Here is a 25,632-nt window from a genome sequence, read left to right on the forward strand (position 1 = left end):
TCGTCCCATATTCGCCACATGGCGAAGAAACCTGCTCCCCCAAAATCCCCGAAAACCAAGGCTCCGAATTCGAAGGCACATCGGCCTGACGTGCAGCCGATTGGGCCGGCGCTGGCCGAACTGCTGAATCCCGCGATCAATCGCGGCGATGCCGGGCTTGGATCAGGCACCGGGCTACAGCCGCCGCCGGACAATTCGCGCGACCGCCGTGCCGGTGGCGAGGCCGCCGCGCATCGGGCGCGCGCGTCGACGCCGAAGGAGTTTCCGCAGGACGCGGCATCGAACAGCGCGACTCGTGGCTTACCCCTCTCCCCGACCCTCCCCCACAAGGGGGGAGGGAGCGGAGAGGCCAGTGGGCTGGAAGAAGCGCCGCAGGCCAATTACGGAACTGCGGCGACGATTCCGACGCTCGATCCGGAACTGGCGCGGCAGCTCGGCCTTCCCACCGAGGAGGACGATGCCGAGGCGCTGGCGCGGCCGCCGCGCAGCAAGATGGAGGCGCTCGGCGTCAAGGCCACGGCCGACGCGCTGGAATCGCTGATCCGCGAGGGCCGCCCCGAGTTCCGCAAGGACGACGGCTCCACGAAAGTGTGGACCCCACACCGGCCGCCGCGCCCGGAAAAGTCCGAAGGCGGCGTGCGCTTCGAGATCAAGTCGGCCTACGAGCCGCGCGGCGACCAGCCGACCGCGATCAAGGAGCTGGTCGAGGGCATCGAGCGCAACGACCGTTCGCAGGTGCTGCTCGGCGTCACCGGCTCGGGCAAGACCTACACCATGGCCAAGGTGATCGAGGCGACGCAGCGCCCCGCCATTATCCTGGCGCCGAACAAGACGCTCGCCGCCCAGCTCTACGGCGAGTTCAAGAGCTTCTTCCCGGACAATGCAGTCGAGTATTTCGTCAGCTACTACGACTACTACCAGCCGGAAGCCTATGTCCCGCGCACGGACACCTACATCGAAAAGGACTCCTCGATCAACGAGCAGATCGACCGCATGCGCCACTCGGCGACGCGCGCGCTGCTCGAACGCGACGACGTCATCATCGTCGCCTCGGTGTCCTGCATCTACGGTATCGGCTCGGTCGAAACCTACACCGCGATGACCTTCGCGCTGAAGAAGGGCGAGCGCATCGACCAGCGCCAGCTGATCGCCGACCTCGTCGCGCTTCAGTACAAGCGGACGCAAGCCGATTTCACCCGCGGCACGTTCCGTGTCCGCGGCGACGTCATCGACATTTTTCCGGCGCACTATGAAGACCGCGCCTGGCGCGTCAATTTGTTCGGCGACACCATCGAGAATATCGAGGAATTCGATCCGCTCACCGGCCACAAGCAGGACGAGCTCGAATTCATCAAGATGTACGCCAATTCGCACTATGTGACGCCGCGCCCGACGCTGGTGCAGGCGATCAAGTCGATCAAGTCCGAGCTGAAGATGCGGCTCGACCAGCTCAACAACCAGGGGCGCCTTCTGGAGGCGCAGCGGCTGGAGCAGCGCACCACGTTCGACCTCGAGATGATGGAAGCGACGGGAAGCTGCGCCGGCATCGAGAACTATTCGCGCTATCTCACGGGGCGCCTGCCCGGCGAGCCGCCGCCGACGCTGTTCGAATACGTGCCCGACAACGCGCTGGTGTTCGCCGACGAAAGCCACGTCACGGTGCCGCAGATCGGCGGCATGTTCCGCGGCGACTTCCGCCGCAAGGCGACACTGGCCGAATACGGCTTCCGTCTTCCCTCCTGTATGGACAACCGCCCGCTGCGCTTCGAGGAGTGGGACATGATGCGGCCGCAGACGGTCGCGGTGTCGGCCACGCCGGGCGCCTGGGAACTGAACGAGAGCGGCGGCGTGTTCGTCGAGCAGGTCATTCGCCCGACCGGACTTATTGATCCTCCGGTCAATATCCGCCCAGCCCGTACCCAGGTCGACGATCTCGTCGGCGAAGTGCGCGCCACAGCCCAGGCCGGCTATCGCTCGCTGATAACAGTACTGACAAAACGCATGGCGGAGGACCTCACCGAATATCTGCATGAGCAGGGCATTCGCGTCCGCTACATGCACAGCGATATCGACACCATCGAGCGCATCGAGATCATCAGGGATCTTCGCCTCGGCGCGTTCGACGCGCTGGTGGGCATCAACCTGTTGCGCGAAGGCCTCGACATTCCCGAATGCGCCCTGGTCGCCATCCTCGATGCCGACAAGGAAGGCTTTCTGCGCAGCGAGACCTCGCTGATCCAGACCATCGGCCGCGCCGCGCGCAACGTCGACGGCAAGGTGATCCTCTATGCCGACCAGATGACGGGATCGATGGAGCGCGCCATCGCCGAGACCAACCGCCGCCGCGAAAAACAGGTCGAGTACAACACGGAGCATGGCATCACGCCGGAGAGCGTGAAGAAGCACATCGGCGACATCCTCAACTCCGTCTACGAGCGCGACCACGTGCTGGTCGAGGTCGGCGGCCACGACATGACCGACGACGTCATCTCGATCGGCCATAATTTCGAAGCCGTGCTCGCCGATCTCGAAACAAGGATGCGCGAAGCCGCTGCCGATCTGAACTTCGAGGAAGCCGCCCGCCTGCGCGACGAAGTCAAGCGCCTGCGCGCCACCGAACTCGCCGTGGTCGACGACCCCACCGCCAAGCAGCGCACTGTGGCGGGCAAGGCCGGCGCCTATGCCGGCACCAGGAAATACGGCGATGCCGCCAATTTGCCGGTCAGCGCGATGAAGAAAAAGACCGTGGGCTCCGCGCTGAAGGCGAGCGGCGGCGGCAGCGGCTCGAAAGTGCACAAGCCGCATCTCGACGAGATGCACGGCCCGGAATCGCTGCCGTATCGTGAGAGCCCGAACCTGCCGGCAAAGCCGTTCGGCAGCACGAGCCGGATCATTCAGCCGACGGACTCACGGCAGTCAGGCCCGGAGTTCGGGCCCGCGCCGAAGTCGACGGGCGGGATGCCGGGACGACGGGGTGGGTGGAAGAAGAGGTAGTCTAGACTATCGCAAATTGGACGCTAGCAAGCTCTTCTACTTTTAGTATACCCTCGGGCAATTTGGGGGTTGCCTATGAAGTGGGGATTAAATCCGACCAACATTTTTTGGATTGTCGGTCATATTGCAATGCTCGCCTTGGGAATTTTTCTCACGGTGATCGGCCCACAGTCGCTCTACAAGGACGTTTTCCTTGGGGTCGGCGGATCGTTAATCGCGGCCGGAATCGCGGGAGAAATCCTATTCCTCTACGTAGCGGCATCGCAGCAAACGAAAGATAGGCTCGACCTCATTTCCGCTGCAGGCTTGCAGCGAATTTTTGCAACCCGTTCGGTCAGCATTCGCGACGAGTATCACTCCCGTCTCAGCAACGCAAAAGAGGTCGACATTCTGGGCTTTGGATTGGCCAGTTTTAGAGAGGATTACGGCAACAAGTTCAGCGAGCTCTCGCTAAAGACCACATTCAGGATACTGCTGCTCGATCCAACATTTCCCTCACCAGAGAATAGCATTGCCTCGATTCGAGATCGCGAGGAGGGCCATAACGACGGCGACATACGGCGAGACGTCGAGGCATTCGAGGCCGCTATTCAAAGAGCTTCCGGCTTGATCGAGAAGAATTTTCAGATTCGACGACTGATGGCCTTGCCATCGATCAACATCTTTCGCGTCGATGACGAGATATTTTGGGGCCCCTATTTAATCGCTGATCAAAGCCGAAATATGCCGACACTCTTGGTTAAGCGAGGAGGCTTTCTTTACGACCAACTTCGAAACCACTTTGATCAGCTTTGGACCAACGATCAATTTAGCAGACCTACGCAGAGCTAGGCCCACAATATGCGCTTACAAATTCTAGCGCGGCCGCGAATTCACATGGGGCTAGTGGACCTCGCAGGCGTCTCCGCTCGAAGTTTCTGCGGCATTGGATTCTCCCTCTCTGGACCTCCCACCATTTGGCGAGTCGAGGACGCTTCCACCGTCTCATTGACCGGCGTTTCCCATTTAGACAAATTCGCCTTCGACGAAATAAACAAGACTGCCAAAAACCTGGCAGATCGCGCAAAGGGCGGTTTCTCGGCCCACTTGGAATGCAGTCCGCCACAGCACGTTGGCTTCGGAACAAAGACTTCGCTGTTACTGTCCTTGATAACTGCCGTCGATCGATTGAAAAGGATGAATCTAACCAACGATCAAATCAAAAAGCTTTCGGGTCGAGGAGGAGCCTCGGGCGTCGGAGTTAGCCTATTTTTCACCGGCGGGGTAATTTGGGACGGGGGACACGCGAAACAACCAGGCTTGCGATTTAGCCCATCTAGCGTGAGCGCTCCGGTGGAGACCCCTCCCGTACTTGCCAGATGGCTTTTTCCAGAATCCTGGCTCGTTGGACTTATCATACCCGACGAGACCACCTTCCACGGAGTTCAAGAGGTCAGCTTTTTTCAGGAAAAGACCCCAATTCCTGACGAGCAAGCCCTGCTAACGATGTCGTCACTCTACCACGGAGTCGTACCGGCTTTTGCGACCGCTGACATTCAACTCATGAAGCTCTCGTTGGATGAGATACATACAGTGGGCTTCAAATGCGAAGAACTTCGCGCCCAATCCAACAGAACAAAAGACGCCTTTCGCAAACTCCAAGCGCTGCCTAGCATTGCTGTTGGCATGAGCAGCCTTGGACCCCTGATTTATTGCATCTTTCATCGCGACACTAACGGCGAGCGTCTACTTGAAGAGACGTCCAATAAACTTGGCCTAAGCTATCTCGGCACATTTCCGGGCTGCAATGTCGGCTTCGGAGTAACTCCCCTATGAAACGTCCTCGACCCCACTACGGAAATGCATTCGAGTACGACCGCGTGCTAAATGTGTTCTTTTACACTTCCAATACGGAGAAGCTTTTGCAGGCTAGGCTCCTCTTCATGCGGCATGGATATGAGCTGCGAAACTTTCGAGGCAAACGAGAACCCTACAACGAGGATTACGAATTAGGAACCACTGGCCTCCTATCGCGCGCTATCGATCAGGTGAAGGCAGAATTTGGCGTTCGATCGATCTTCTTTGTGGAAGATACATCAGTCAGGATCGAAGCATTCAGCGGTCCAAACGACTTCCCAGGACTCGCCGTTAAGGAGTGGTTTCCGCAGGTAACGTTTGAACAAGTCGACAAACAGCTTCGTCAGAAGGGTAACGACCGTCGCGCCAAAGTGAACTCCGATATTGCACTTTACATACCAACGCTGAAATCCCCTCTGTTCTTTCACGGAGAGACGGTCGGAAGAATCGCCGACACGTCTCCGACATTCGAGCCATCCGTCCAATATCCTTGGCTAACATCAAAGACCTTTAATGGCTGGATCATTCCAGAGGGATCGACCAAACGACTCGGTGAAATGGAGTTTGAGGAGTCCCTGCACTATGACTTTCGTTCCAAAGCCCTCACGGAACTCTTATCAACACTTGAATTGCTGAACGCGGGCATAAACCTACGGCCAAACTTCTACACCACTCGTAGGGCCGTAAACCCCTATCCCGAACAGCTGTCCTTAATTGAAGAGCCTGATCGTCAGGTCATTTTGGTCATCGGAGCAAAGTGCTCCGGAAAGACAACGTTCAGTGACTATATGGCGAACTACGAGTCGGTCAGGGTGTATGAAGCGAGCACAGTACTTCGGGGCATTGGGCAAGAGACTGGCGTAATTCCGAGTAACTCTGAAGAAGCGTTGGTTTTTTTGAGTGAGATCGGGTGGGATTCAGTAGCGCGCAAGATCGCAGATTATATCGACAAGGATGACGCGCGTCTGAACGTTGTTACGGGCCTGCGAACACCAGAGGAATTGTTATTCCTGAGGCGCAGGTTTCCTTCTGCTCGAGTGGTACTGATCGATGCGGATCAACGCATAAGATTCGAACGTCACATTAAGAGGGCAAGGGACGGCGATCTTACAACCATAAAGTCGTTTTCGGCGGAAGATGAGAAGCAGCGAATGTTCGGCACGCTTCGGCTCGCGAGTGACATCGCTGAAATCACTATCATCAACGAGGGCACCCACAATCAATACTGCCAAAAGATTGAGGATGTGATCCGGCAAATCTTACAGACCGCGCGCAGTACTGGCCCACGCGAGAATCGCGCACTTAGCGAATTACACCGAAGCTTACGGGCGCTGATCACGATTGGCCTCGCCGCAACGTGTGAAGAAATCTCTGCATTGACCGGCGAACTTGGAGCACCCGTCAGGAAGTACAATACTAATCGGGCCCTAAAGACTGTTCCTGAATTTGCCCAACGAATCGAGCGAAAAGGCGCAAAGCTTCGATATCAACCCACGGCGCGGTCGTTGAGCTTGCTGGCCCTCCTAGATCTGTTGGTCGGGCTGGATCGACGCTAGCCTGCTCGGGCTCTCTCACCCCACGCTCGCCGTCACCACAGCCATCACCGACAGCAACAGCACGATCGCGACCAGTTGCAGCGAGGCGATCGGGTGGGTGCGCCATTCGGCAATCTTGTCAGAGAGTGACAGGGTGCCGTCGAAGAATGCCGGCTCGTAGAGCGTCTTGAACAGCGCCGGGACGCTCGGCCCGAGCGTGACGGCAATGGTTGCGTGAACCAGCGAGGCGAAGGCGACGAAGATGGCGATGCCGGGGTCGCCGACGAGGTCGTGGTTGCCGCACAACTTGAGCAGCAGCGCGGCTGCGGCGAAGGTCGGAAAGCTCTGGAGGATCGCCGTCAGCGCAAAGCCTTCGAGCGCGTTGCGCAGGCGGGACTTTCTCGCGGTGGCGGTGACGGCCATGGCACGTCTCCCTGATACATGCGGGTGACGTTAGCCGAAGAGGGAAGACACGCGATGTGAGCTGGCTCACGCCCCATTTCGCGCCCGGAATCAGAGACGTGATGGATTCCGGGCTCGCGCTTTCGCGCGCCCCTGAATGACAATGGGCTACAGCTTGCCCTGCCCGTTCACCTGGCTCTGTTGCTGCTGCTTCTCCTGCTCCTTGGCGTGATGACGGCCGTAGAGGCAGCCAGCGGCTGCGCCGAGCATGCCGTGATGGCCGGCATAATGGCCGGCGACGCCGCCGACGATGGCGCCCTTGATGCAGCCCTTGGCGTTGGCGGCGGAGGTCGCGCCGAGCATGAGAAGCGCGGCAGTGACGGCTAGAAGCGGGGATTTCATGGATGTCTCCTGCGGTGTCAGCGTCTCAACGACTACGAGCCGGCCGGGTTCCCGCGCTCGCCACATGGTGAGAGACGTCAGCCCTCATGCGTGCGGCGTCAGAGCGCCCGCCCGATTTCGGGCATGCCCATGTCAGCGCAACCCGGCCTTGCAGGACATGAACCGCCAGACAATGAGGCGCGACCATTTTGGCGAATACCTGTGTTTTTGCGGATTGATGAACCCGCGCGCGGCGCGATAGCGTTTATGATCCGTGGCCAATGAGGGCGGGAGCGGCATGAGCGTCGAGTCGTTGAACAAGCAACGCGCGCTGCATCTGCTCGATGCTTTTGCACGTGGCGATCTCGAGGCCGCGCTGTCGTGCTGCACCGACGACGTCGACTTCCTCACCCACGCGCCGATCGACGTGCTGCCGCATATGGGCCCGCGCCACGGCAAGGCCGAGCTGCGCCAGCTCTGGCAGACGGTCTGGTCGCGCTACTCCGAGATCCGCTACAAGGCGCCGCACATCGTCGCCGACGGCGACGAGGTCGCGACCTATCTGCACAGCTATTTCACCAAGCGCGACAACGGCCGCATCGTGCAGTTCGACATGGCGGTGTTCTATACGTTCCGGAACGGGCAGATCGCACAGATCCGCGAGATCATCGATTCCTACGATCTGGTGCAGCAGGTGCTGGAGCGGGAGATCGGGCCGCTGATCGTGGGGGCGGGAGACGGGGGGTGACGCAGTGTCGTCCTGGGCGAAAGCCAGGACGACACTGAGGATTTGGCACGATCGGGGGCTTGAACCTCCCTCCCCCGCTTCCGGACCCGGTAGGATTACGGGGTTCTATTGTAAATCTCACACTTTGCGCTCACTTGTGCCTTGCAAAAACGTGATTTGAGTTTTTCCAGAAATCCCGTATTTGTTCGTACACAAATGAATTGAGCAGCCCTGGGGCACCTTACTGTGCATGGGGTTGTTTTCCGTTTTTACGCTTCAGTTTCAGGACGGCCCAAAATGACAGAGCACAGCCTCTGGCGTTTCTCGCGCGCGTTGCACCGTGCGATCAACGACCGGCATTTCGAGGATATCGAGGCCCTGATCGACGAGGACGTCGAATGGGCGATCTATGGCCCGATCGACATGTTTCCATTCCTGGGCGCGCGCCAGGGCAAGGCCGCCGTGCTCCAGGTCATCCGCCAGCTCGCCGACAATTTCCGCGTCCGCCGTTTCGAGCGCGAGAGCATCATGCTGGGCGTCGATTCCGCCTCGTCGATGCTGCGCTATTCACTCACGGCGCTGGATTCCGACAAGCCGATCAGCCTGCGCGTCGCGCAGTTCGCCCAGTTCAGGGCTGATAGGCTGATCAGCTTGCGCGTGCTGGTCGACACGTTCGACCTGGTCGAACAGGCACTCGGCCGCGCCATTCATCTGCCAAAGATGGCCAGCGTCGGCTGAGGGGGACACCAACGGGCTCCGAGAGTTCGGGACCGGTCGATTGATGCTCCCATGACACGTGCTGGCCTCCAGCCCCGCCGGACGCCGTCATGGAGATGCTCGTCACCGGGCGCACGCCATTTGCGCGCGGCCCGTTGGTTCGTCATTCTATTGTTTGAGCATGATCTTTTCGGAAAACCGCTGCACACTTTTCCGGATCATGCTCTGGGCGAGGCGAACGCCACAATTTCGCAACGATAGTTCCGCATTTTCCGCGCGAACTGGGCTCGCGGGCAAGGGCAATGGAATTCTCGACAGGTTTCGGCTGGATCAGGCTGCCGCTGGCGGCCGCGTTCATTTTGGGTTCGGTGCTGACGGCCACAGCGCAGATCATTCCGCCCTTCTCCCCGCCCCCCGCCGCGACCACGCCTGACGACGACGAGGCCGAGGTCGCCGAGGCCCCTGACGTCAACGACCCCGACGTGCTCAAAGGCATCGACGTCGACAAGCTCGACTGGAGCCAGCTCGCGATCGACGCGGGCACGCTCAACGACCTCATCGCCGCCAAGAAGCGCGCAAAGGCCGCGGCCAAGGACGGGATGGACTGGTCGTCCAACGCCAATGCCGACGGCTCCTCGGGGGTGAAGGTCAAGCAGTCGGTGTCCTCGTTCTGGGACACCCGCATCGGCGCCGACATGACGGTGACCAAAGAGCCGACCACGATGTCGGAGCTGCTGGCGCAGAAGGCCGAAAATGGCGGCAACCTGCCGCAATCCTCCGGCAGCGCCTGGGCCACCGCGACCGCGCCGGGCGCGGGCGCGATCTGGGACAAGACTGCGGTCGAAGCCCGCGTCGATCCCGGCAGTGAGCAGAGCAAGCTCGGGGCGTCGCTGACCAAATCAATGCCGCTCTCGAGCGACACCTCGCTGACGCTGCAGAACGGCTACAGCGTCAACCAGCAGGGCACCACGGCGCTGCCCGGCGTCGGCGGCCACATCACCCGCAATTACGAGACCGACCAGTCGGCCAAGGTCACGGTTACCGACACCGGCACCAGCGTCACCGCGGGCCAGACCCTATCGACCACCGACGACAAATGGCTGCGCAAGGTCGGTGCCGAGCAGAAACTGTTCGACAACGTCACCGTCTCCGGCTCGGTCGGCGAAACCTCGCAAGGCGCGATCAACAAGAGCGTCACCGCCGGCTTCAAGAAGAGCTGGTGAGCCTTCTTTAGACTTCCCTAACCATACGCCACGGCAAGGCCCCCGAATGGTCCGCCCTTGCCGCATCTCGGCCCTGTTGCGGTCAAAATCCGACGCCCAAGATGCGCCGGCCTGACACACATCGTCGTGCGGGGGACACTCGCGCTGCGCTCAACGCGAACAGGGGAATAACGATGAACGCCATCCGTCCGGAAAAGGTTGAAGCAACCGAGACCGAAACCGTCGACAGCAATCTCGCCGCCGTGACGGAAGTCGAAGCCGGCATCCGCGATTTCGTGCGCAACGATATCGCCTATCTGCGCCGGCCGGCCGCCACCACGACCACGGATTCGCCGCCGCTCGATCCGAGCGCGGAAGCCACCGTCACCAACGTCAACTCGCTGATCCAACGCGTCGCCGGCACCTCGCTTGCCGAGATCGAGAACCTGATCTCCGAGCTTGAGAGCCTGCGCGACCTGCTCCATGCCGAAGGCCAGCGCGTTCAGCGCGAGATCTCGGGCTACGCCCAGCTCAGCCAGGCCGCGATGAAGTCGACCCGCATGATCGCGGACAACGTCGCCCAGTGGAAGCGCGCCGCCGACGGTCTGCGCAACAGCTGATCGCAAGCTAGCCAAGCATCACCAGCCGCCGCGTTCCGCAAAGGAGCGCGGCGGTTTTTTGATTCTGGGAGGTCTTGAACCCACCGCCCGTCCCCGGCGACCAATGCCAGGCGCCCGTGCCGCTGACGGCCGGGCCTCGGGGACATCTCACATGGAAAGCATTCGGCCCGATACTACGGACCCGATACCGCTGCGGCCCGCGCCGAGCCAGTTCGGGACCATCATGCTGCGCTTTGTCGGGCTGCTGGCGGTTGCGATCGCGGTTCTGGCGCTCGTCTATAGCCGCTGAGGGCGGAGGCCGCCTCGCGACCCCGCGAAAGTTAACGAGCCCTTAACGGCTCGCTTCGACCGTCGAGGCTTCCAGGGTGTAGGCGCCGTCGGCGTAGCTCTTCACCACGATACCGGCGACCAGCATCACGGCCAGCGTCGCGGTAGCGAAGATAAATCCGACCAATTTCAGTGCGCCGCGGTCTGCCATCGTTCTCGTCCCCTGTCCTCTGCCCAGTTCGTTCAAATAGACAGCGACAGGTTCATAATTGGTTAGCAACTCGATGGTTCCGGCAACTGCTTCGCGGCGACCGGCCATCTCGGGGAGGCTTATGGCAGCCACCCTGAATCACGTCCATAGCGCGCGGGCAACACTCGCGCGCTGTTTTAGCTGTTCATCTTGGAACTGGTCTAAGCGCTTTTCCGCATCGGCACGAAGGCACTGGCGGTGATGGAATAGACCTCCTCGCCGCGCTGGTTGGTGCCAGTGGTGCGGGCCGTCAAAATGCCCCAGCCCGGACGCGAGGCGGAGCTGCGCTTGTCGATGACGACATTGGAATAACTGATCGTGTCGCCGGCCAGCACCGGCCTGATCCAACGCAGGTCGCGAAAGCCCGGTGACGGCCCCCACACCGCGATCTCCTCGCCGCGGCTCGCGGCTTCGCGCGCCAGGCGCTGTCCGTCGGCGACAAGCAGGCTCATGCAGGCCGAGCCGACGTGCCAGCCGGAGGCAGCCAGCCCGCCGAACAGCGAGTTCTTGCCCTCCTCCTCGTCGAGGTGAAAACGCTGCGGATCGAACTTCGCGGCAAACGTCTTGATGGACTCCGCGGTGAAATTGTAGGTGCCGATGTCGCGGCGCTGTCCGATCTCGATCTCTTCGAAGAACCGCATCACGCCGCTCCCGTGCGCCGTTCGATCAGGATCGGCGAGGTCATCTCGCACAGCGCTTCGCCTTTGGCGTTGCGCACCGTGCATTTGAACTTGACGATGCCGAGGTTCGGCCTGCTCTTCGAGGTGCGCGCCTCCACGACGTCGACGTCGAGCATGAGATCATCACCCGGCCTGAGCGGCGAGAGCCAACGCACCTCGTCGACCCCCGGAGATCCCAGCGAGGCGGCGCGGGTGATGAAACCGTCGGCCATCATCCGCATCATCAGCGAGCAGAGATGCCAGCCGGAGCCCGAAAGGCCGCGCAGCATGCTCCTGCCGGCGGCCTCCTCATCCAGATGCATCGGCTGCGGATCGAACTCGGCGGCAAACGCCAGAATCTCGTCGCGGGTGACATGGCGCGGGCCGAACGTTCCATAGCGGCCGGGCGGAAAATCTTCGAAGGTCAGGGTCATCTTGGAAAAGCTTTGCGGGAAGGACAGATTGTGGCCGCACTTTGCGGCAATCTCAACCCGCCGGCCCGCATGGCTCGTGCTACATTCGGCGAGTCGGCCTGCCTCATTGTCGGATTGGCGCGGCCGGGGGCACCATCCGCCCGGGGGAGAGAGATGTTTTCATTCAGCGATCTGTTTCAGTGGGACCGCTTCATCACGCCGACGATCATCAAGACCTTCTACTGGCTGGTGATCGGCGTGATCTGCCTGTTCGGACTCTCCGGAATCTTCGCCGGCCTCACCGCGATGGCGATCAGTCCGTTTGCCGGCTTCCTGGTCGTGCTGGAATCGATCGCAGGCGTGGTCGTTGGCGTGGTGTTCTCGCGCATCGCCGCGGAATTGATCCTGATCGTATTCCGCATCAACGAGCATCTCGGCGCGATCAGGGATCAGGGCGGCGGAGTGCGTTGAGGCGGGCACAGGTGCCGTAGGGCGCTCTGCGCATTAGACCTAAAATGCATCACGTCGCCGCCCCCGCGACATAGGCCGCCACCCAGACGGGCGCGCCGGGTGCGACGTCGTTCTTCACCGCGTATTTACGTGCGGATGCGAGGCTCGGCACGAGAGGTGCGGGCCGCCGCAAGGGTCAGGAGCGAATGTAGTGGGCAAGATCGAGAACCCGGTGCTGCGGGCCGGTGCCCTCCTGTTCTTCGCCTGTTCGCGCGCATGGCTGACGGTGCGGTACGGGAGCCGGCTCCAGCTCGGACCCGGGATCGTGTTCAAGGGCTGGCTGGTGCTCGGTCGCGGGGTCCGGGTGTCGATCGGTGCGAACTGCCGGATCGGCAAGCGCGTGCTCATCACCGGGCGTGGCCAGGTGACAATCGGCGATAGCACCCTGCTCAACGGCTGCTGGATCGGCTGCGCGCAGAAGGTCGACATCGGGTCGTCTTGCTTGATCAGCGACTGCGACATCGTCGACACGGACTTTCACAACCTGCCCCCACGGCTCCGGCACGAGCCTGCGGTTGCCCGGGCCGTCGCCCCGGTGCACATCGGGGACAACGTGTGGGTGGGTGCGCGCTCGATCGTGCTCAAGGGCGTGACGATCGGCGACCACTCGGTCGTGGGCGCCGGAGCGGTGGTGCGTGAGGACGTCGCCTCGCGCGTGGTCGTCGCCGGGAATCCGGCTGTTGTCGTCAAGCAGTTCCGCGACGACGAATAGGCAGGCACGGACGCCGTGTTGCGTTACGTATTGAACCTGAAATGCATCACGTCGCCGTCGGCGACGACGTATTCCTTGCCTTCGAGGCGCAGCTTGCCGGCATCGCGGGCGCCGGCCTCGCCGCCGAGCGTGACGTAGTCGTCATACGCAATCGTCTCGGCGCGGATGAAGCCCTTTTCGAAATCGGTGTGGATCACGCCGGCCGCGCCAGGCGCCTTGGTGCCGCGATGAATGGTCCAGGCGCGTGCTTCCTTCGGGCCCACCGTGAAATAGGTGATGAGTTCGAGCAGCTTGTAGCCAGCGCGGATCAGACGATCGAGACCCGCTTCTTCGAGACCCAGCGTCTCCAGGAAGTCGGCACGCTCCTCACGCGAGATCGTCGCGATCTCGGATTCGATTTTTGCAGAGATGACGACGGCGACCGCGCCCTCCTTGGCCGCCTGCTCTTCGACCGCCTTGGAGAAGGCGTTGCCGGTGGCCGCCGAGCCTTCCTCGACGTTGCAGACGTAGAGAACCGGCTTTGACGACAGCAGGCCGAGCATGCCGAAGGCACGCTCTTCCTCCGCCTTGCGCTCGACCAGACGCGCGGGCTTGCCGTCACGCAGCAGCACCAGCGTGCGATTGACCAGGTCGAGCTGCTCCTTGGCGTCCTTGTCGTTGCCCTTGGACTTCTTGGAGAGGTTGTCGACGCGCTTCTCGAGGCTGTCGAGGTCGGCGAGCATCAGCTCGGTCTCGATGGTCTCGATGTCGGCAAGCGGCGCGATCTTGCCCTCGACATGGGTGATGTCGGAATCCTCGAAGCAGCGCACGACATGCACGATGGCGTCGACCTCGCGAATGTTGGCGAGGAACTGGTTGCCGAGGCCTTCGCCCTTGGAAGCGCCGCGCACGAGGCCAGCGATGTCGACGAAGGTCAGCCGGGTCGGGATGATCTGCGCAGATTTGGCGATCGCCGCCAGCTTGTCGAGCCGCGGATCAGGCACGGCGACCTCGCCGACGTTAGGCTCGATGGTGCAGAACGGATAGTTCGCAGCTTGCGCCGCGGCCGTCTCGGTCAGCGCGTTGAACAAGGTCGACTTGCCGACATTGGGCAATCCGACGATTCCGCATTTGAATCCCACGAGCGTTATTCCTTGCCGTTCTCGTCCTTGGTCAAAAATCCCTTCGCCTGCATCGCCAGATGCACCCTGTTGGCGAAGGTCGCGTCAGTACCTTTGGCGACCAGGGCGGCGTGCTCGGCCACCGCGTCGCAGAGCGTCGTCACCCAGTCGTTGTCGGCCTTGGCGAAGTCCGACAGCACGTGGCCGTGCACCATCTCCTTGACGCCGGGATGACCGATGCCGAGCCTGACACGGCGGTACTCGTTGCCGATATGCGCCGAGATCGAGCGCAGGCCGTTGTGGCCGGCGATACCGCCGCCGATCTTCACCCGCACCTTGCCCGGCGGCAGTTCGAGCTCGTCGTGAAACACCGTGGTATCGCCAGGCGCGATCTTGAAGAAGCTCGCCGCTTCCTGAACAGCGCGGCCGGAGTCGTTCATGTAGGTCGTGGGCTTGAGCAGGATCACGCGCTCCGTGCCGAGCGTGCCTTCCGAGGTCTCGCCCTGAAAGCGACGGCGCCATGGTGAAAAACCATGACGCCGCGCAATCTCGTCGACGGCCATGAAGCCGATATTGTGCCGGTTACGTGCGTATTTCGCGCCGGGATTGCCGAGCCCAACAAAGAGTCGCATGACGCGGCGCGCCCCTCAGCCAGCACGCGATCAGGGACCGCGCGCCAGCTCTTCTGAAGGATTACTTCTTCTTGTCGCCGCCAGCCGGAGCCTTGGCAGCAGCAGCCGGAGCAGCAGCACCCGCGGCCGGAGCCGCACCTGCCGCCGGAGCAGCAGCACCTGCCGCCGGAGCCGCACCACCAGCAGCAGCCGCAGCTGCGGCCTTCTGCTCTTCGGCGTAGCCGGACGGCGGCACGATGGTGACGAGGGTCGCGTCCTCGCGGGTCAGCGCCTTCACGCCGGCCGGCAGCTTGACATCAGACAGATGCAGCGAGTGACCGATTTCCAGCGCGCCGACGTCGGCCTCGATGTATTGCGGGATATTCTCGACACCGCATTCGAGCTCGATCGCGTGGGCGACGATGTTGACGGTGCCGCCGCGCTTCACGCCGGGCGAACCTTCCGCCTTCACGACATGGAGGGGAACGCTGATGCGGATGGTGGCGCCTTCGCCGAGCCGCATGAAGTCGACATGGATCGGGAAGTCCTTGACCGGATCAAGATGATAGTCGCGCGGAATGACGCGGTGCTTCTTGCCGTCGAGCTCGACGTCCACCAGCGTGGTCAGGAACCGGCCCGCGAGGATGCGCTGGCGCAGTTCACGATCGTCAACCGAGATCGGGAGCGGGGGCTGGTTGTTACCATAGATCACTCCGGGTACGCGCCCGGCGCGACGCTCAGCCCGGGCGGCCCCCTTGCCGCTCTTCGGACGTGCGGTCGCCTTCAATTCCTTGACGGTCGTCGCCATAGTCTAAGTCCTTGTTTTTGCAAAAGTTAATGGGCCGCAGCGCGGCCCATGGCATGGTCCACAGCAAGCCTCCAGGGGTGCGGGGGCCGTGAACGTGGCGGGCTTTTACCCGGAAGATGCGGAAATGACAAGGAAATGCGGGGATTTTTTGCGGGCCGATGTCACCGCCCCCCATCTGTCGTTCCGGGGCGATGCGGAGCATCGAACCCGGAACCTCGAGATTCCCCGGTGCGCAACTGCGCACCTGAGGTTCGCGACTCGTCGCGCCCCGAAATGACGCCGAGGCGCCCTACCCGCCGAGCTTGGCCTCCAGCGCCGCGATACGCGCTTTCAGGGCCTCGTTCTCCTCGCGCGCCAGACGGGCCATGTCCTTGACGGCCTCGAACTCCTCGCGCTTGACCAGATCCATGTCGCGCAGGAATTTTTCGGCCTGGTTGCGCAGCACCGTATCGAACTCCCGCTTGGCGCCCTGGGCAGCTCCGGCGGCGTCGTTCATCAAGCGGCCGATCTCGTCGAAAAACCGGTTGGTGGTCTGGGTCATGTCGGTCTCCTGATCGGTCTCTTATTAGGTGTCTTATTAGGTCTCTTGGCGGCCCGATAAACTTTGCGCGAACGCGTGAGAGGACAATGGCAATCCGCGGTGGCAGGTTCAAGGGCCGAGCGGCGGTATCCTTGTCATGCCCCGGTTTCCTTGCAATCGTATTCAACGTCCCTGCATAACAAGAATCACAAGGCGGAACGCAAGACATGATCGAGCAGCAGATCGCAATTCCCACCAAGGACGGCCACACCGCGACCTTCATCGTTCATCCCGAGCGCGGCGGACCGTTTCCGGTCATCCTGTTCTACATGGACGCGCCGGCGATCCGCGAAGAGCTGCGCGACATGGCGCGGCGCCTTGCGACCTCGGGCTATTACGTCATGCTGCCGAACCTCTATTACCGCTCGGGCGTGATGGAGCTCGGCGCGCTGCCGGCCGATCCGAACGCACCGGAGCGCAAGCGCATGTTCGCGCTGATGGGCTCGCTCACCATTCCCATGATCATGGACGACACCCGCGCGCTGCTCACCTATGCCGAAGGCCAGACGGCCGCGAACACCAAGATCATCGGCACGGTCGGCTATTGCATGAGCGGCCGCTACGCCGTGAACGCCGCAACGCACTTCCCTGAAAGCGTCAAGGCCGCCGCCTCGGTCTACGGCACGCAGCTTGCGACCGATCAGGCCGACAGCCCGCATCTCGCGGCCGGCAAGACCAAGGCCGAGCTCTATTTCGCCTGCGCCGAGACCGACATCTACGCGCCGACCGAGATCATCGAGAAGGTCAAGCAGGGCATGAGCGGCGCCAAGGCCGAGGTCGAAATCTATCCCGGCACCCATCACGGCTTCGCCTTCCCCAAGCGCCCGGTCTATGACCGCGACGCCGCCGAACGGCACTGGGAGCGCCTTCTGGCGCTCTATCGCCGCAATCTCGTCTAGACATAGAAGGCCTGATGCTTTTCCTGCTGATCGACTTCCCCAAGTTCAAGCCCATCGCCCTCGAGATCGGTCCGTTCGCGATCCGCTGGTACGCGCTCGGCTACATCTGTGGGATCACATTCGGCTGGTTCTATGCGCGCTCGCTGTTGAAGAAGCAGCGCCTGTGGGGCGGGCCGGCGCCGATCTCGCTGGTGCAGATCGACGACTTCATCCTGTGGGTGACACTCGGCATCATCGTCGGCGGACGCACGGGTTACGTGCTGTTCTACAATCTGCCCTTCTTCGTCGAGCATCCGGCCGCCATCTTCAAATTGTGGGAGGGCGGCATGTCATTCCACGGCGGCTTCCTCGGCTGTGTCGTGGCGGTGATGTGGTTCGCCCGGAAGAATGGCATCTCGATCCTGTCGCTGGGCGACATCACCTGCGGCGTCGCGCCGATCGGCATATTCCTGGTGCGGCTGACGAACTTCATCAACGGGGAGCTATGGGGCCGCGCAGCCGACCCGAGCCTGCCCTGGGCCATGATCTTCCCGACCGGCGGCGACGTGCCGCGCCATCCGAGCCAGCTTTACGAAGCGGGCATGGAGGGCCTCCTGCTCTTTACCGTGCTCGCGGTGATGATCCGCCTTGGCGCCTTGAAGCGGCCGGGTCTTATCCTCGGCAGCTTCATCCTGATCTATGGCCTGACCCGCATCGTCGGCGAACATTTCCGCGAGCCGGACGTCCAGCTCGGCTACCTCTGGGGCGGATTAACCATGGGGATGCTGCTGTCGATCCCGATGCTTATTGTCGGCGGCGTACTTATTGTATTGGCAATCAGGCGCGGTGCGCCGAAGCCGGCAACCGCAATTCATTAAATCATTTCGAGACAACAGGTCGTGACCGAACAGTCATTGCTCAACGAGATCAAGGCGCTGATCAAATCCTCAGGCCCCATGCCGGTCTGGCGGTACATGGAGACGTGCCTGATGCATCCGCGCTACGGCTATTATGTTTCGCGCGATCCGCTCGGGCGTGAGGGCGACTTCACCACCTCGCCCGAAGTCAGCCAGATGTTCGGCGAGCTCCTGGGATTGTGGACCGCCTCGGTCTGGAAGCAGATAGGCTCGCCGCAATCCCTGCGGCTGATCGAGCTTGGCCCCGGCCGCGGCACCATGATGGCGGACGCGCTGCGCGCGCTTCGCGTGTTGCCGCCGCTCTATCAGGGGCTCAGCATTCATCTGGTCGAGGTCAATCCAGTGCTGCGCGAGCGGCAGCAGGCGACATTGTCGGGCGTACGCAACAGCATCACCTGGCACGACAGCATCGACGACGTGCCGGAGGGTCCTAGCGTCATCCTCGCCAACGAATATTTCGACGTGCTGCCGATCCACCAGATGGTGAAGCGCGAGGGCGGCTGGCACGAGCGCGTGATCGAGATCGATCCCAACGGCAAGCTCCAGTTCGGCGCGGCAGCCGAGCCGACGCCGCGCTTCGACGTGCTGCTGCCGCCTTTGGTGCGGGCCGCGCCTGTGGGTGCCGTGTTCGAATGGCGGCCCGACACCGAAATCATGAAGCTTGCCACCCGCGTGCGCGACCAGGACGGTGCCGCCCTGATCATCGATTACGGCCATTTGCGCAGCGATGCCGGCGACACCTTCCAGGCCATCGCGCGCCACACCTTCACCGATCCCTTGAAGGCGCCGGGCCAGGCCGACGTCACCGCCCATGTCGACTTTCAGGCGCTGGCGCGGGCAGCCGAGGACGTCGGCGCGCGTGCGCACGGGCCGGTGACGCAAGGCGATTTCCTCAAGCGCGTCGGCATCGACACCCGCGCGGCCGCGCTGATGCAGAAGGCGACGCCCGAAGTTGCCACCGACATTTCCGTGGCGCTGAAGCGGCTGACCGATACCGGACGCAGCGGCATGGGTTCGATGTTCAAGGTGCTCGGCATCTCCGAACCAAGATTGACGGGCCTTGCCGGCCTCAGCGATCTCGAACAGGCCGGAGGCAATTGATGACGCTGACTTCGTCACTGCTGTCGGCAGTGCCCGGCCTGCGCCACGCTTTCTTCACGCGCGAGGGCGGCGTCTCGACCGGCATCTATTCCGCGCTGAACGGCGGGCTCGGCTCCAACGACGATCAGGCCCTCGTCGCCGAGAACCGCCGCCGCATGGCCGAGCATGTCGGCGTCGCGGCCGATCGCTTCGTCAGCCTGCACCAGATCCACTCGCCAGACGTGCTCGTCGCCGATGCGCCGTGGCCGAGCGGGCCGCGGCCGAAGGGCGATGCGATGGTGACCAGAACGCCGGGCATCGCGCTCGGCGTCTCCACCGCCGATTGCGGTCCGGTGCTGTTCGTCGATCCCAATGCGCGGGTCATCGGCGGCGCCCATGCCGGCTGGAAAGGTGCGCTGACGGGCGTGCTGGAATCCACCATTGCGGCGATGGAGAAGCTCGGTGCCACACGCAGCGGCATCATCGCCGCGATCGGGCCCTTGATCCGCCAGGACAGCTACGAGGTCGGCAACGAGTTCGTGGCGCGCTTTATCGAGTCAGATGCCGAGAACGCCGTCTTCTTCATTCCATCGGTGCGCGAAGGCCACGCGATGTTCGACCTCGCCGGCCTCATTCGCAAGCGCCTGGAAGCTGCCGGCGTTCTGATGATCGACGACCTTGGTCTCGACACCTACGCCGACGAACGCTTCTTCAGCTATCGCCGCTCGGTGCATCGCAAGGAGCCGGACTACGGCCGGCACATTCACGCGATCGCGCTGGAGGGGTGAACACAACAGAAACCCCGTGTCATTCCGGGGCGATGCGAAGCATCGAACCCGGAATGACGGCGTCATCTGTGTCTCCCCTGCCCTAGACCTTAATCGATTTTAACGATATCGCTGCCCTCAATGAGGGAAGCGTCATCCAACTTGCGCCGTGCGGGCTCGCGCGTGCTGGCGGTTATGCTGCTGGCAGCAGCGACGGCGCTGGCCGGCTGCGCCGGCGGCAACGCGCCCGCCAATTCCTATGCGATGGCGGCGCCGAGCGCCGGCTCCGGGGCGACGGTCGCTTTCGAATCGATCGACGGACCGCCGCCGCAGGTGTTCGACCGCATGGTCGGCGTGCTCGACACCGAATCCAAGCTGCGCAGCCTCTCGATCGTTTCTCGCGAGGGGACGGCTGCCTACCGCGTGCGCAGCTACCTCTCCGCCCAAATCGTGCGCGGCAAGACCGTGATCGCCTGGGTCTGGGACGTCTACGACGCCAACCAGCAGCGGGCGCTGCGCCTCTCCGGTGAGGAACCAACGGCGGCCAAGGGCGGTAAGGATCCGTGGGCTGCCGCTGATGACCTCGTGCTGCGCAGGATCGCCCAGGCCGGATTCAGCGGACTTTCCAATATGATCAACGGGACGCCTGACGCGCCGGGCTCGGTTCCGGGCCTGCGCGGCCCCGCGGTCGCAAGCGTGACGCCTGAGGCTCCGGCGCCGGACATGCCGGTGACGGCACTTGGCTACGCCCAGCGATAACCTCCGCGAGACCACGGGTTCAAGTCCCGACCAAGTCCTAACCAAGTCCTGGCCAAGCCGTTGGCCCGACTCAGGATTTTCAGAGGGAAAACGTAGCATCCCGGGTTGCCAGTGCGGCCTCTCGCCTGATATTTCCTCGCCCGTCGTAACCGTGCTGCCAGTGGGTATTCTCTGATGTTGAACGTCGTATCCAGCAAAGCGCGGGAGGAAGCGTCCATGTCGGCCAAGAACGGCTCCATCAAGCTTGTCGCCGGCAACTCCAATCCGGCTCTCGCCCAGGCCATCGCGCAGGGCCTCAACGTGCCGCTGACCAAAGCGGTGGTCCGGCGCTTCGCCGACATGGAGATCTTCGTCGAGGTCCAGGAGAACATCCGCGGCTCGGATGCCTTCATCATCCAGTCGACCTCGTTTCCGGCGAACGACAATCTGATGGAGCTGCTGATCATCACCGACGCGCTGCGCCGCTCATCGGCGCGCCGCATCACCGCGGTGATCCCCTATTTCGGCTATGCCAGGCAGGACCGCCGTTCCGGCTCGCGCACGCCGATCTCGGCCAAGCTCGTTGCCAACCTGATCACCCATGCCGGCGTCGACCGCGTCATGACGCTCGATCTGCATGCCGGCCAGATCCAGGGCTTCTTCGATATCCCGACCGACAATTTGTTCGCTGCGCCGGTGATGGTGCGCGACATCCGCGAACGTTTCGACCTCGGCAAGGTGATGGTGGTCTCGCCCGACGTCGGCGGCGTGGCCCGCGCCCGCGGCCTCGCCAAGCGCATCAACACCCCGCTCGCGATCGTCGACAAACGCCGCGAACGTCCGGGTGAGTCCGAAGTCATGAACGTGATCGGCGACGTCTCCGGTTATAGCTGCATCCTGGTCGACGACATCGTCGATTCCGGCGGCACGCTGGTGAACGCAGCCGATGCGCTGATCGCCAAGGGCGCCAAGGAGGTCTACGCCTACATCACCCACGGCGTGCTCTCCGGCGGCGCGGCCGCCCGCATCGCCGGCTCGAAGCTGAAAGAGCTCGTCATCACCGACTCGATTCTGGCGACGGACGCGGTGACTAAGGCGCCGAACATCCGCACGCTGCCGATCGCCAGCCTGATCTCGGATGCGATCGCGCGCACCGCGGCGGAAGAGTCCGTGTCGAGCCTGTTCGACTGAACTCGATCTTGTAGGGTGGGTTAGCCATGCGGACTGCGCGAAGCGCGGACCGCAAGGCGTAACCCACCTCTTTTGTCTGCGCGGAAGCGCACAGTGGTGGGTTACGCCTTCGCTAACCACCCTACGATCTCACGCTACGACCTCAGCGCTCTGACGCGCCGCAGCACGCCCCGCCCCACGGGTTGTTGCCGGCTGCCGCCCATGACATCATCGTGATCTGAGTCATCTCTGCCCTCTGGATGCCTGATGCCCCGCCGGAAATTTGCTTGGGAAAAACTGTCGGATGACGAGTTGCTCCAGCAGCGCCTCTCCAGCCTGAGGGTTACGGTCGAAGGCACCTGGCTCGAGGATTGTGTCGCCACGCTCCACGAAGAGCTCGAAGAGCGCGGCATCCGGCTGCGGCCGCACACATGGATCTCGAGCGAGTGGTTCAGTCCGGGAGATGTGCCCGGGATCGCGATCCCGTTCTATCTCGCTCATCCACGCCTGATGAAGCTCGAGAAGAAGATGATGTTCGACGTCGAGGGCGGCACCTGGCGCGAGTGCATGGCCATCCTCCGCCACGAGGCCGGCCATGCGCTGCAGCACGGCTTCCAATTACAGCGGCGCCGGCGCTGGCAGCAGCTGTTCGGCCCGTCCTCAAAGCACTATCCGCGCTACTACCGACCCAATCCGGCGAGCCGACGCTACGTCCAGCATCTGCGGCTGTGGTACGCGCAGAGCCACCCGGACGAGGATTTCGCCGAGACCTTTGCGGTGTGGCTGCGACCGCGCTCGAACTGGCGAACGCGATATGCCGGCTGGCCGGCGCTGAAGAAGCTCGAATATGTCGACGAACTGATGGGCGAGATCGCGGGAAAACGTCCGCTGATCACGACGCGCGAGCGCATCGATCCCCTCAGCAAGCTGAGCCAGACGCTCGAAGACCACTACAAGAAGAAGCAGGCGTTCTACGCTTTCACGCCACCGAAGACCTACGACCGCGACCTCTCGCGGCTGTTTTCCGCCGATCCACGGCATCATCGCTCGAAGCCCGCTTCGAGCCTGATCAGGCGGCACCGCGCCCAGATCAGGCAGCTGGTGGCGCGATGGACCGGCGAGAACCAGCTCACGCTCGATGCCGTGCTCGACGACATGATCTCCCGCTGCCGCGAGCTCGACCTGCGCGCGGTGGGATCCGAACAGAAGCTCGTTCTCGATTTCACCGTCCTCGTGACCGCCAAGACGATGCACGCGCTGTTCGGCCCGTCTCGGCGCAAATGGATCGCGCTATGAGACGACTCCGTATTCTCGTGCTGATGCATCCGGACTTCGTGCCGCCGGACTCTTCCGACGGCTACACGCCGCAGGAAATCAACAACTGGAAAACGGAATACGACGTCGTCAGCACCTTGCGCGCAGCCGGACATGAGGTCCGTCCGCTCGGCGCGCAGGAGGAGATCAGGCCGATCCGCGAAGCGATCGAGGAGTTCAAGCCGCACGTGGTCTTCACGCTGCTGGAGGAGTTCCACTACAACGTCGCCTACGACCAGCACATCGCCAGCTATCTCGAGCTGATGAAGGTGCCCTATACCGGGTGCAATCCGCGCGGCCTGATTCTGGCGCGCGGCAAGGACCTGTCCAAGACGCTGGTGCATCACCGCCGCATCGCCGCACCTGCCTTCGCCGTCTTCCCGATGCGCCGCAAGGTGAAACGGCCGAAACATCTTGCGCTGCCGCTGATCGTCAAGGCTCTCAACATGGATGGCTCCTTCGGCATCTCGCAGGCCTCCATCGTCGATACCGACGAGAAGCTCGCAGAACGCGTCGCCTTCATCCACGAGCGGGTCGAGACCGCCGCGATCGCCGAGCAGTTCATCGAGGGACGCGAGCTCTATGTCGGCGTGCTCGGCAACAACCGGCTGCGCGTGCTGCCGGTCTGGGAATTGAAATTCGGCAGCATGGGCGGGCGCAGCTCACGGCACATCGCCACCGAAAAAGCCAAGCACGACACCGACTATCAGGAGCGCGTTGGCATCGTCGACGGGCCGGCGAAGGACCTTGCACCCGAAGTCACCGCACGCATCCAGCGCGCCGCCAAACGCATCTACCGGGCGCTAGGCCTCGATGGCTACGCGCGCATCGATTTTCGTCTCGCCGCCGATGGCACACCGTACTTCATCGAAGCCAATCCCAACCCCGAGATCGCCAAGAGCCAGGAGTTCGCCACGGCGGCCCAGCACGACGGGCTGAAGTACAAGGATCTGCTCCATCGCATCCTGACGCTCGGGATCAGCCGGGCGAAGGCGGGCGTGTCGCTGGGGTAAACGCTGGAGATGCTTGCGCAGCTATCGTAAGGCGGGCAAAGGCGCAAAGCGTCGTGCCTACGGTCTTTGTCTGCGATGAAGAATTGCGGGCACGCTGCGCTTTGCCCACCCTACGGCACCTAACCCGCTTCAGCCTTTGCGCTCACCACGCCGGCAAACGACTTGAAGAATTCTCCCGCAAGCTTCGTCGCGGTCGAGTTGATCAGTCGCGCTCCCAACTGGGCGAGCTTACCGCCGATCTGCGCGTCGACGTCGTAGTGCAGCACGGTGACGTCGGCGCTCTCGGACTCCAGCCGCACCAGTGCGCCGCCCTTGGCAAAGCCGGCGACTCCGCCCGAGCCTTCGCCGGAGATGCGATAGGAGTTGGGCGGATCGAGATCGGACAAGATCACCTTGCCGCTGAACGTCGCCTTCACCGGGCCGACCTTGAAGATCACGGTGGCGGTCATCTCGTTCGGCGCGGTCACCTCGAGCGACTGGCAGCCGGGGATACACTGCTTCAGCACGGCGGGATCGTTCAGCGCCGCCCACACCTCTTCGCGTGACGCGGGAATGCGCTGGCTGTCGTTCATCTGCATGATCGGTATCTCACTTTCTGCTTGCTGACTGATTGGCCGCGCGCTGACCGCGTCGCCGCTCCACGGTGATCTCGGCGAGGATCGACATCGCGATCTCTTCCGGCGTGATGGCGCCGAGATCGAGCCCGGCCGGCGCCTTGAAATCGTCGATCGCCGCAGCGCTGGCGCCTTCCGACATCAGCTTGGCGCGCAGCGATGCCATCTTGCGGCGGCTGCCGACGAAGGCGTGATAACAGGCCTTGGTTGCGATCGCGGCGCGTAAGGCAGCTTCGTCGCCCTTACCCTGCGTCGAGACCACCACGAAGCGCTTGGCGTCATTGAGTTCACCGAGCTGGTAGCCATCGATGATCGCATCGGCGTCGGGTTGCGCCGTGAGCTCGGCGGCGGGCGCGGCCAGCGTGACGTGATAGCCGAGCACGCGCGCCTGGGCTGCGAGCGACAGCGCCACCGGACTTGCGCCAAGGATGACAAGCGAGGGATGCGGCAGCACCGGCTCGACGAAAATATCCATGGTGCCCTTGCTGGGGCACATGTTGCTGGCGAAGCGGATGCCGTCGCGGCTCTCGCCCGCGCTGACACCGAGCTCGGCCAGCAGGTTTTCCGGTTGCACCGACACCATGCGCGGCTCGCCGTCGGCCAGCGCCTCGCGCGCCGCCTTCAGCACCGCGCCCTTGGCGCAGCCGCCGCCGATCCAACCCGCGACGATGGTGCCGTCGGCCGCGATGATCGCCTTGGCGCCAGCCTTCGCCGCGGTCACCGACACCGTCCGCACCACCGTCGCGAGCACGAAGGCGCGCTCCGCAGCCTTCATCTGGGCGACGATATCCAGCACCTCGGCATGAGCGGTCATCGA

The 25,632-nt window shown here is 62.8% G+C and carries 30 protein-coding genes; 19 read left to right on the forward strand and 11 right to left on the reverse strand.

Annotation, left to right across the window (positions count from 1 at the left end; all coding sequences use genetic code 11):
- The first annotated feature begins 18 nt into the window (after positions 1–18).
- The 4 genes from uvrB (at position 19) to L6639_RS25840 (ending at position 6,386) form a co-directional block, all read left to right on the forward strand.
- Positions 19–2,994, forward strand: a complete 2,976-nt coding sequence (gene uvrB / locus L6639_RS25825) for an excinuclease ABC subunit UvrB (RefSeq protein WP_237864447.1) — start codon at positions 19–21, stop codon at positions 2,992–2,994.
- A gap of 75 nt (positions 2,995–3,069) precedes the next feature.
- Entirely contained in the window at positions 3,070–3,825 is a 756-nt protein-coding gene (locus L6639_RS25830; RefSeq protein ID WP_237864448.1) for a hypothetical protein, read from the forward strand.
- Positions 3,826–3,834: 9 nt separating this feature from the next.
- Positions 3,835–4,809 (forward strand): beta-ribofuranosylaminobenzene 5'-phosphate synthase family protein, encoded by a 975-nt coding sequence (locus tag L6639_RS25835; RefSeq protein ID WP_276575763.1) that lies wholly within the window; start codon positions 3,835–3,837, stop codon positions 4,807–4,809.
- Positions 4,806–6,386: a non-canonical purine NTP pyrophosphatase gene (locus tag L6639_RS25840; RefSeq protein ID WP_237864450.1), complete on the forward strand. Its 1,581-nt coding sequence runs from the start codon at positions 4,806–4,808 to the stop codon at positions 6,384–6,386. Before L6639_RS25835 ends, L6639_RS25840 begins: the two co-directional genes overlap by 4 nt.
- Before the next feature lie 15 nt (positions 6,387–6,401).
- Here L6639_RS25840 and L6639_RS25845 read toward each other — a convergent pair whose 3' ends face one another.
- On the reverse strand, positions 6,402–6,788 hold the full coding sequence (locus L6639_RS25845) for a hypothetical protein (RefSeq protein ID WP_237864451.1): 387 nt from the start codon (positions 6,786–6,788) through the stop codon (positions 6,402–6,404).
- Between the two features lie 147 nt (positions 6,789–6,935).
- Entirely contained in the window at positions 6,936–7,169 is a 234-nt protein-coding gene (locus L6639_RS25850) for a hypothetical protein (RefSeq protein ID WP_237864452.1), read from the reverse strand.
- A gap of 277 nt (positions 7,170–7,446) precedes the next feature.
- Between L6639_RS25850 and L6639_RS25855 the strand changes: the two genes are divergently transcribed.
- From L6639_RS25855 to L6639_RS25875, 5 genes are all read left to right on the forward strand, one after another.
- Entirely contained in the window at positions 7,447–7,896 is a 450-nt protein-coding gene (locus tag L6639_RS25855; protein WP_237864453.1) for a nuclear transport factor 2 family protein, read from the forward strand.
- Between the two features lie 276 nt (positions 7,897–8,172).
- The gene (locus L6639_RS25860; RefSeq protein WP_237864454.1) at positions 8,173–8,613 is read left to right on the forward strand and encodes a nuclear transport factor 2 family protein; all 441 of its coding nucleotides are present in this window, start codon (positions 8,173–8,175) and stop codon (positions 8,611–8,613) included.
- Positions 8,614–8,894: 281 nt separating this feature from the next.
- Positions 8,895–9,815, forward strand: a complete 921-nt coding sequence (locus L6639_RS25865) for a hypothetical protein (RefSeq protein WP_237864455.1) — start codon at positions 8,895–8,897, stop codon at positions 9,813–9,815.
- A 173-nt stretch (positions 9,816–9,988) separates the two neighbouring features.
- Entirely contained in the window at positions 9,989–10,414 is a 426-nt protein-coding gene (locus L6639_RS25870; protein WP_237864456.1) for a hypothetical protein, read from the forward strand.
- A 151-nt stretch (positions 10,415–10,565) separates the two neighbouring features.
- Entirely contained in the window at positions 10,566–10,703 is a 138-nt protein-coding gene (locus L6639_RS25875; protein WP_237864457.1) for a hypothetical protein, read from the forward strand.
- A 42-nt stretch (positions 10,704–10,745) separates the two neighbouring features.
- Here the strand turns inward: L6639_RS25875 and L6639_RS25880 are convergent, their stop codons facing one another.
- From L6639_RS25880 to L6639_RS25890, 3 genes are all read right to left on the reverse strand, one after another.
- On the reverse strand, positions 10,746–10,892 hold the full coding sequence (locus L6639_RS25880; RefSeq protein WP_237864458.1) for a hypothetical protein: 147 nt from the start codon (positions 10,890–10,892) through the stop codon (positions 10,746–10,748).
- A 200-nt stretch (positions 10,893–11,092) separates the two neighbouring features.
- Complete coding sequence (locus L6639_RS25885; RefSeq protein WP_237864459.1) at positions 11,093–11,572, reverse strand: MaoC family dehydratase; 480 nt, start codon at positions 11,570–11,572, stop codon at positions 11,093–11,095.
- Entirely contained in the window at positions 11,572–12,024 is a 453-nt protein-coding gene (locus L6639_RS25890) for a MaoC family dehydratase (protein WP_237864460.1), read from the reverse strand. The genes L6639_RS25885 and L6639_RS25890 overlap by 1 nt, the downstream gene beginning before the upstream one ends.
- A 153-nt stretch (positions 12,025–12,177) precedes the next feature.
- On the opposite strand from L6639_RS25890, the gene L6639_RS25895 reads away from it, so the two are divergent.
- On the forward strand, positions 12,178–12,474 hold the full coding sequence (locus L6639_RS25895; RefSeq protein ID WP_027534247.1) for a DUF4282 domain-containing protein: 297 nt from the start codon (positions 12,178–12,180) through the stop codon (positions 12,472–12,474).
- Positions 12,475–12,664: 190 nt separating this feature from the next.
- The gene (locus tag L6639_RS43095; protein ID WP_338076556.1) at positions 12,665–13,225 is read left to right on the forward strand and encodes an acyltransferase; all 561 of its coding nucleotides are present in this window, start codon (positions 12,665–12,667) and stop codon (positions 13,223–13,225) included.
- Positions 13,226–13,248: 23 nt separating this feature from the next.
- On the opposite strand, the gene ychF is transcribed toward L6639_RS43095, so the two are convergent.
- The 4 genes from ychF to L6639_RS25920 all read right to left on the reverse strand — a co-directional run bounded on the left by ychF (position 13,249) and on the right by L6639_RS25920 (position 16,285).
- The gene (ychF, locus tag L6639_RS25905; protein WP_237864461.1) at positions 13,249–14,346 is read right to left on the reverse strand and encodes a redox-regulated ATPase YchF; all 1,098 of its coding nucleotides are present in this window, start codon (positions 14,344–14,346) and stop codon (positions 13,249–13,251) included.
- A 5-nt stretch (positions 14,347–14,351) separates the two neighbouring features.
- Positions 14,352–14,957: an aminoacyl-tRNA hydrolase gene (pth, locus tag L6639_RS25910; RefSeq protein WP_237864462.1), complete on the reverse strand. Its 606-nt coding sequence runs from the start codon at positions 14,955–14,957 to the stop codon at positions 14,352–14,354.
- A 61-nt stretch (positions 14,958–15,018) separates the two neighbouring features.
- Positions 15,019–15,744 (reverse strand): 50S ribosomal protein L25/general stress protein Ctc, encoded by a 726-nt coding sequence (locus tag L6639_RS25915; RefSeq protein ID WP_237864463.1) that lies wholly within the window; start codon positions 15,742–15,744, stop codon positions 15,019–15,021.
- A 289-nt stretch (positions 15,745–16,033) separates the two neighbouring features.
- Positions 16,034–16,285, reverse strand: a complete 252-nt coding sequence (locus tag L6639_RS25920) for an accessory factor UbiK family protein (protein WP_128953911.1) — start codon at positions 16,283–16,285, stop codon at positions 16,034–16,036.
- Positions 16,286–16,491: 206 nt separating this feature from the next.
- Between L6639_RS25920 and L6639_RS25925 the strand changes: the two genes are divergently transcribed.
- From L6639_RS25925 to L6639_RS25960, 8 genes are all read left to right on the forward strand, one after another.
- A complete protein-coding gene (locus L6639_RS25925; RefSeq protein WP_237864464.1) occupies positions 16,492–17,223 on the forward strand; it encodes a dienelactone hydrolase family protein in 732 nt (243 codons plus the stop codon).
- 14 nt (positions 17,224–17,237) lie between these two features.
- Positions 17,238–18,080, forward strand: coding sequence for a prolipoprotein diacylglyceryl transferase (gene lgt, locus L6639_RS25930; protein WP_237864465.1), 843 nt, complete (start codon positions 17,238–17,240; stop codon positions 18,078–18,080).
- A gap of 21 nt (positions 18,081–18,101) precedes the next feature.
- Positions 18,102–19,220 (forward strand): class I SAM-dependent methyltransferase, encoded by a 1,119-nt coding sequence (locus L6639_RS25935; protein ID WP_237864466.1) that lies wholly within the window; start codon positions 18,102–18,104, stop codon positions 19,218–19,220.
- The gene (gene pgeF, locus L6639_RS25940; protein ID WP_237864467.1) at positions 19,220–19,987 is read left to right on the forward strand and encodes a peptidoglycan editing factor PgeF; all 768 of its coding nucleotides are present in this window, start codon (positions 19,220–19,222) and stop codon (positions 19,985–19,987) included. Before L6639_RS25935 ends, pgeF begins: the two co-directional genes overlap by 1 nt.
- A 120-nt stretch (positions 19,988–20,107) precedes the next feature.
- Positions 20,108–20,725 (forward strand): hypothetical protein, encoded by a 618-nt coding sequence (locus L6639_RS25945; RefSeq protein ID WP_237864468.1) that lies wholly within the window; start codon positions 20,108–20,110, stop codon positions 20,723–20,725.
- Positions 20,726–20,941: 216 nt separating this feature from the next.
- Positions 20,942–21,895 (forward strand): ribose-phosphate pyrophosphokinase, encoded by a 954-nt coding sequence (locus L6639_RS25950; protein ID WP_164933654.1) that lies wholly within the window; start codon positions 20,942–20,944, stop codon positions 21,893–21,895.
- 246 nt (positions 21,896–22,141) lie between these two features.
- A complete protein-coding gene (locus tag L6639_RS25955) occupies positions 22,142–23,170 on the forward strand; it encodes a putative zinc-binding metallopeptidase (RefSeq protein WP_237864469.1) in 1,029 nt (342 codons plus the stop codon).
- Positions 23,167–24,201 (forward strand): D-alanine--D-alanine ligase family protein, encoded by a 1,035-nt coding sequence (locus L6639_RS25960; RefSeq protein ID WP_237864470.1) that lies wholly within the window; start codon positions 23,167–23,169, stop codon positions 24,199–24,201. The genes L6639_RS25955 and L6639_RS25960 overlap by 4 nt, the downstream gene beginning before the upstream one ends.
- Before the next feature lie 119 nt (positions 24,202–24,320).
- Here the strand turns inward: L6639_RS25960 and L6639_RS25965 are convergent, their stop codons facing one another.
- Together L6639_RS25965 and L6639_RS25970 are read right to left on the reverse strand one after the other, a co-directional pair.
- Entirely contained in the window at positions 24,321–24,779 is a 459-nt protein-coding gene (locus L6639_RS25965; RefSeq protein ID WP_237864471.1) for an SRPBCC family protein, read from the reverse strand.
- A 10-nt stretch (positions 24,780–24,789) separates the two neighbouring features.
- The gene (locus L6639_RS25970) at positions 24,790–25,629 is read right to left on the reverse strand and encodes an XdhC family protein (RefSeq protein WP_237864472.1); all 840 of its coding nucleotides are present in this window, start codon (positions 25,627–25,629) and stop codon (positions 24,790–24,792) included.
- Positions 25,630–25,632 lie beyond the last annotated feature (3 nt).

This window comes from Bradyrhizobium zhengyangense, assembly GCF_022012555.1.
Classification (GTDB): domain Bacteria; phylum Pseudomonadota; class Alphaproteobacteria; order Rhizobiales; family Xanthobacteraceae; genus Bradyrhizobium; species Bradyrhizobium zhengyangense.

Bases quoted from the DNA above. Each gene is read 5' to 3' on its own strand.
- L6639_RS25875 (WP_237864457.1), top strand. From the start codon at position 10,566: ATGGAAAGCATTCGGCCCGATACTACGGACCCGATACCGCTGCGGCCC.
- L6639_RS25955 (WP_237864469.1), top strand. From the start codon at position 22,142: ATGCCCCGCCGGAAATTTGCTTGGGAAAAACTGTCGGATGACGAGTTG.
- pth (WP_237864462.1), bottom strand. From the start codon at position 14,957: ATGCGACTCTTTGTTGGGCTCGGCAATCCCGGCGCGAAATACGCACGT.
- L6639_RS25925 (WP_237864464.1), top strand. From the start codon at position 16,492: ATGATCGAGCAGCAGATCGCAATTCCCACCAAGGACGGCCACACCGCG.
- L6639_RS25880 (WP_237864458.1), bottom strand. From the start codon at position 10,892: ATGGCAGACCGCGGCGCACTGAAATTGGTCGGATTTATCTTCGCTACC.
- L6639_RS25865 (WP_237864455.1), top strand. From the start codon at position 8,895: ATGGAATTCTCGACAGGTTTCGGCTGGATCAGGCTGCCGCTGGCGGCC.
- L6639_RS25950 (WP_164933654.1), top strand. From the start codon at position 20,942: ATGTCGGCCAAGAACGGCTCCATCAAGCTTGTCGCCGGCAACTCCAAT.
- L6639_RS25960 (WP_237864470.1), top strand. From the start codon at position 23,167: ATGAGACGACTCCGTATTCTCGTGCTGATGCATCCGGACTTCGTGCCG.
- L6639_RS25830 (WP_237864448.1), top strand. From the start codon at position 3,070: ATGAAGTGGGGATTAAATCCGACCAACATTTTTTGGATTGTCGGTCAT.
- L6639_RS25885 (WP_237864459.1), bottom strand. From the start codon at position 11,572: ATGCGGTTCTTCGAAGAGATCGAGATCGGACAGCGCCGCGACATCGGC.
- L6639_RS25860 (WP_237864454.1), top strand. From the start codon at position 8,173: ATGACAGAGCACAGCCTCTGGCGTTTCTCGCGCGCGTTGCACCGTGCG.
- L6639_RS25840 (WP_237864450.1), top strand. From the start codon at position 4,806: ATGAAACGTCCTCGACCCCACTACGGAAATGCATTCGAGTACGACCGC.
- L6639_RS25945 (WP_237864468.1), top strand. From the start codon at position 20,108: ATGAGGGAAGCGTCATCCAACTTGCGCCGTGCGGGCTCGCGCGTGCTG.
- L6639_RS25895 (WP_027534247.1), top strand. From the start codon at position 12,178: ATGTTTTCATTCAGCGATCTGTTTCAGTGGGACCGCTTCATCACGCCG.
- uvrB (WP_237864447.1), top strand. From the start codon at position 19: ATGGCGAAGAAACCTGCTCCCCCAAAATCCCCGAAAACCAAGGCTCCG.
- L6639_RS25845 (WP_237864451.1), bottom strand. From the start codon at position 6,788: ATGGCCGTCACCGCCACCGCGAGAAAGTCCCGCCTGCGCAACGCGCTC.
- L6639_RS25915 (WP_237864463.1), bottom strand. From the start codon at position 15,744: ATGGCGACGACCGTCAAGGAATTGAAGGCGACCGCACGTCCGAAGAGC.
- L6639_RS25835 (WP_276575763.1), top strand. From the start codon at position 3,835: ATGCGCTTACAAATTCTAGCGCGGCCGCGAATTCACATGGGGCTAGTG.
- L6639_RS25870 (WP_237864456.1), top strand. From the start codon at position 9,989: ATGAACGCCATCCGTCCGGAAAAGGTTGAAGCAACCGAGACCGAAACC.
- L6639_RS25970 (WP_237864472.1), bottom strand. From the start codon at position 25,629: ATGACCGCTCATGCCGAGGTGCTGGATATCGTCGCCCAGATGAAGGCT.
- L6639_RS25920 (WP_128953911.1), bottom strand. From the start codon at position 16,285: ATGACCCAGACCACCAACCGGTTTTTCGACGAGATCGGCCGCTTGATG.
- L6639_RS25965 (WP_237864471.1), bottom strand. From the start codon at position 24,779: ATGCAGATGAACGACAGCCAGCGCATTCCCGCGTCACGCGAAGAGGTG.
- pgeF (WP_237864467.1), top strand. From the start codon at position 19,220: ATGACGCTGACTTCGTCACTGCTGTCGGCAGTGCCCGGCCTGCGCCAC.
- lgt (WP_237864465.1), top strand. From the start codon at position 17,238: ATGCTTTTCCTGCTGATCGACTTCCCCAAGTTCAAGCCCATCGCCCTC.
- L6639_RS25890 (WP_237864460.1), bottom strand. From the start codon at position 12,024: ATGACCCTGACCTTCGAAGATTTTCCGCCCGGCCGCTATGGAACGTTC.
- L6639_RS25855 (WP_237864453.1), top strand. From the start codon at position 7,447: ATGAGCGTCGAGTCGTTGAACAAGCAACGCGCGCTGCATCTGCTCGAT.
- L6639_RS25850 (WP_237864452.1), bottom strand. From the start codon at position 7,169: ATGAAATCCCCGCTTCTAGCCGTCACTGCCGCGCTTCTCATGCTCGGC.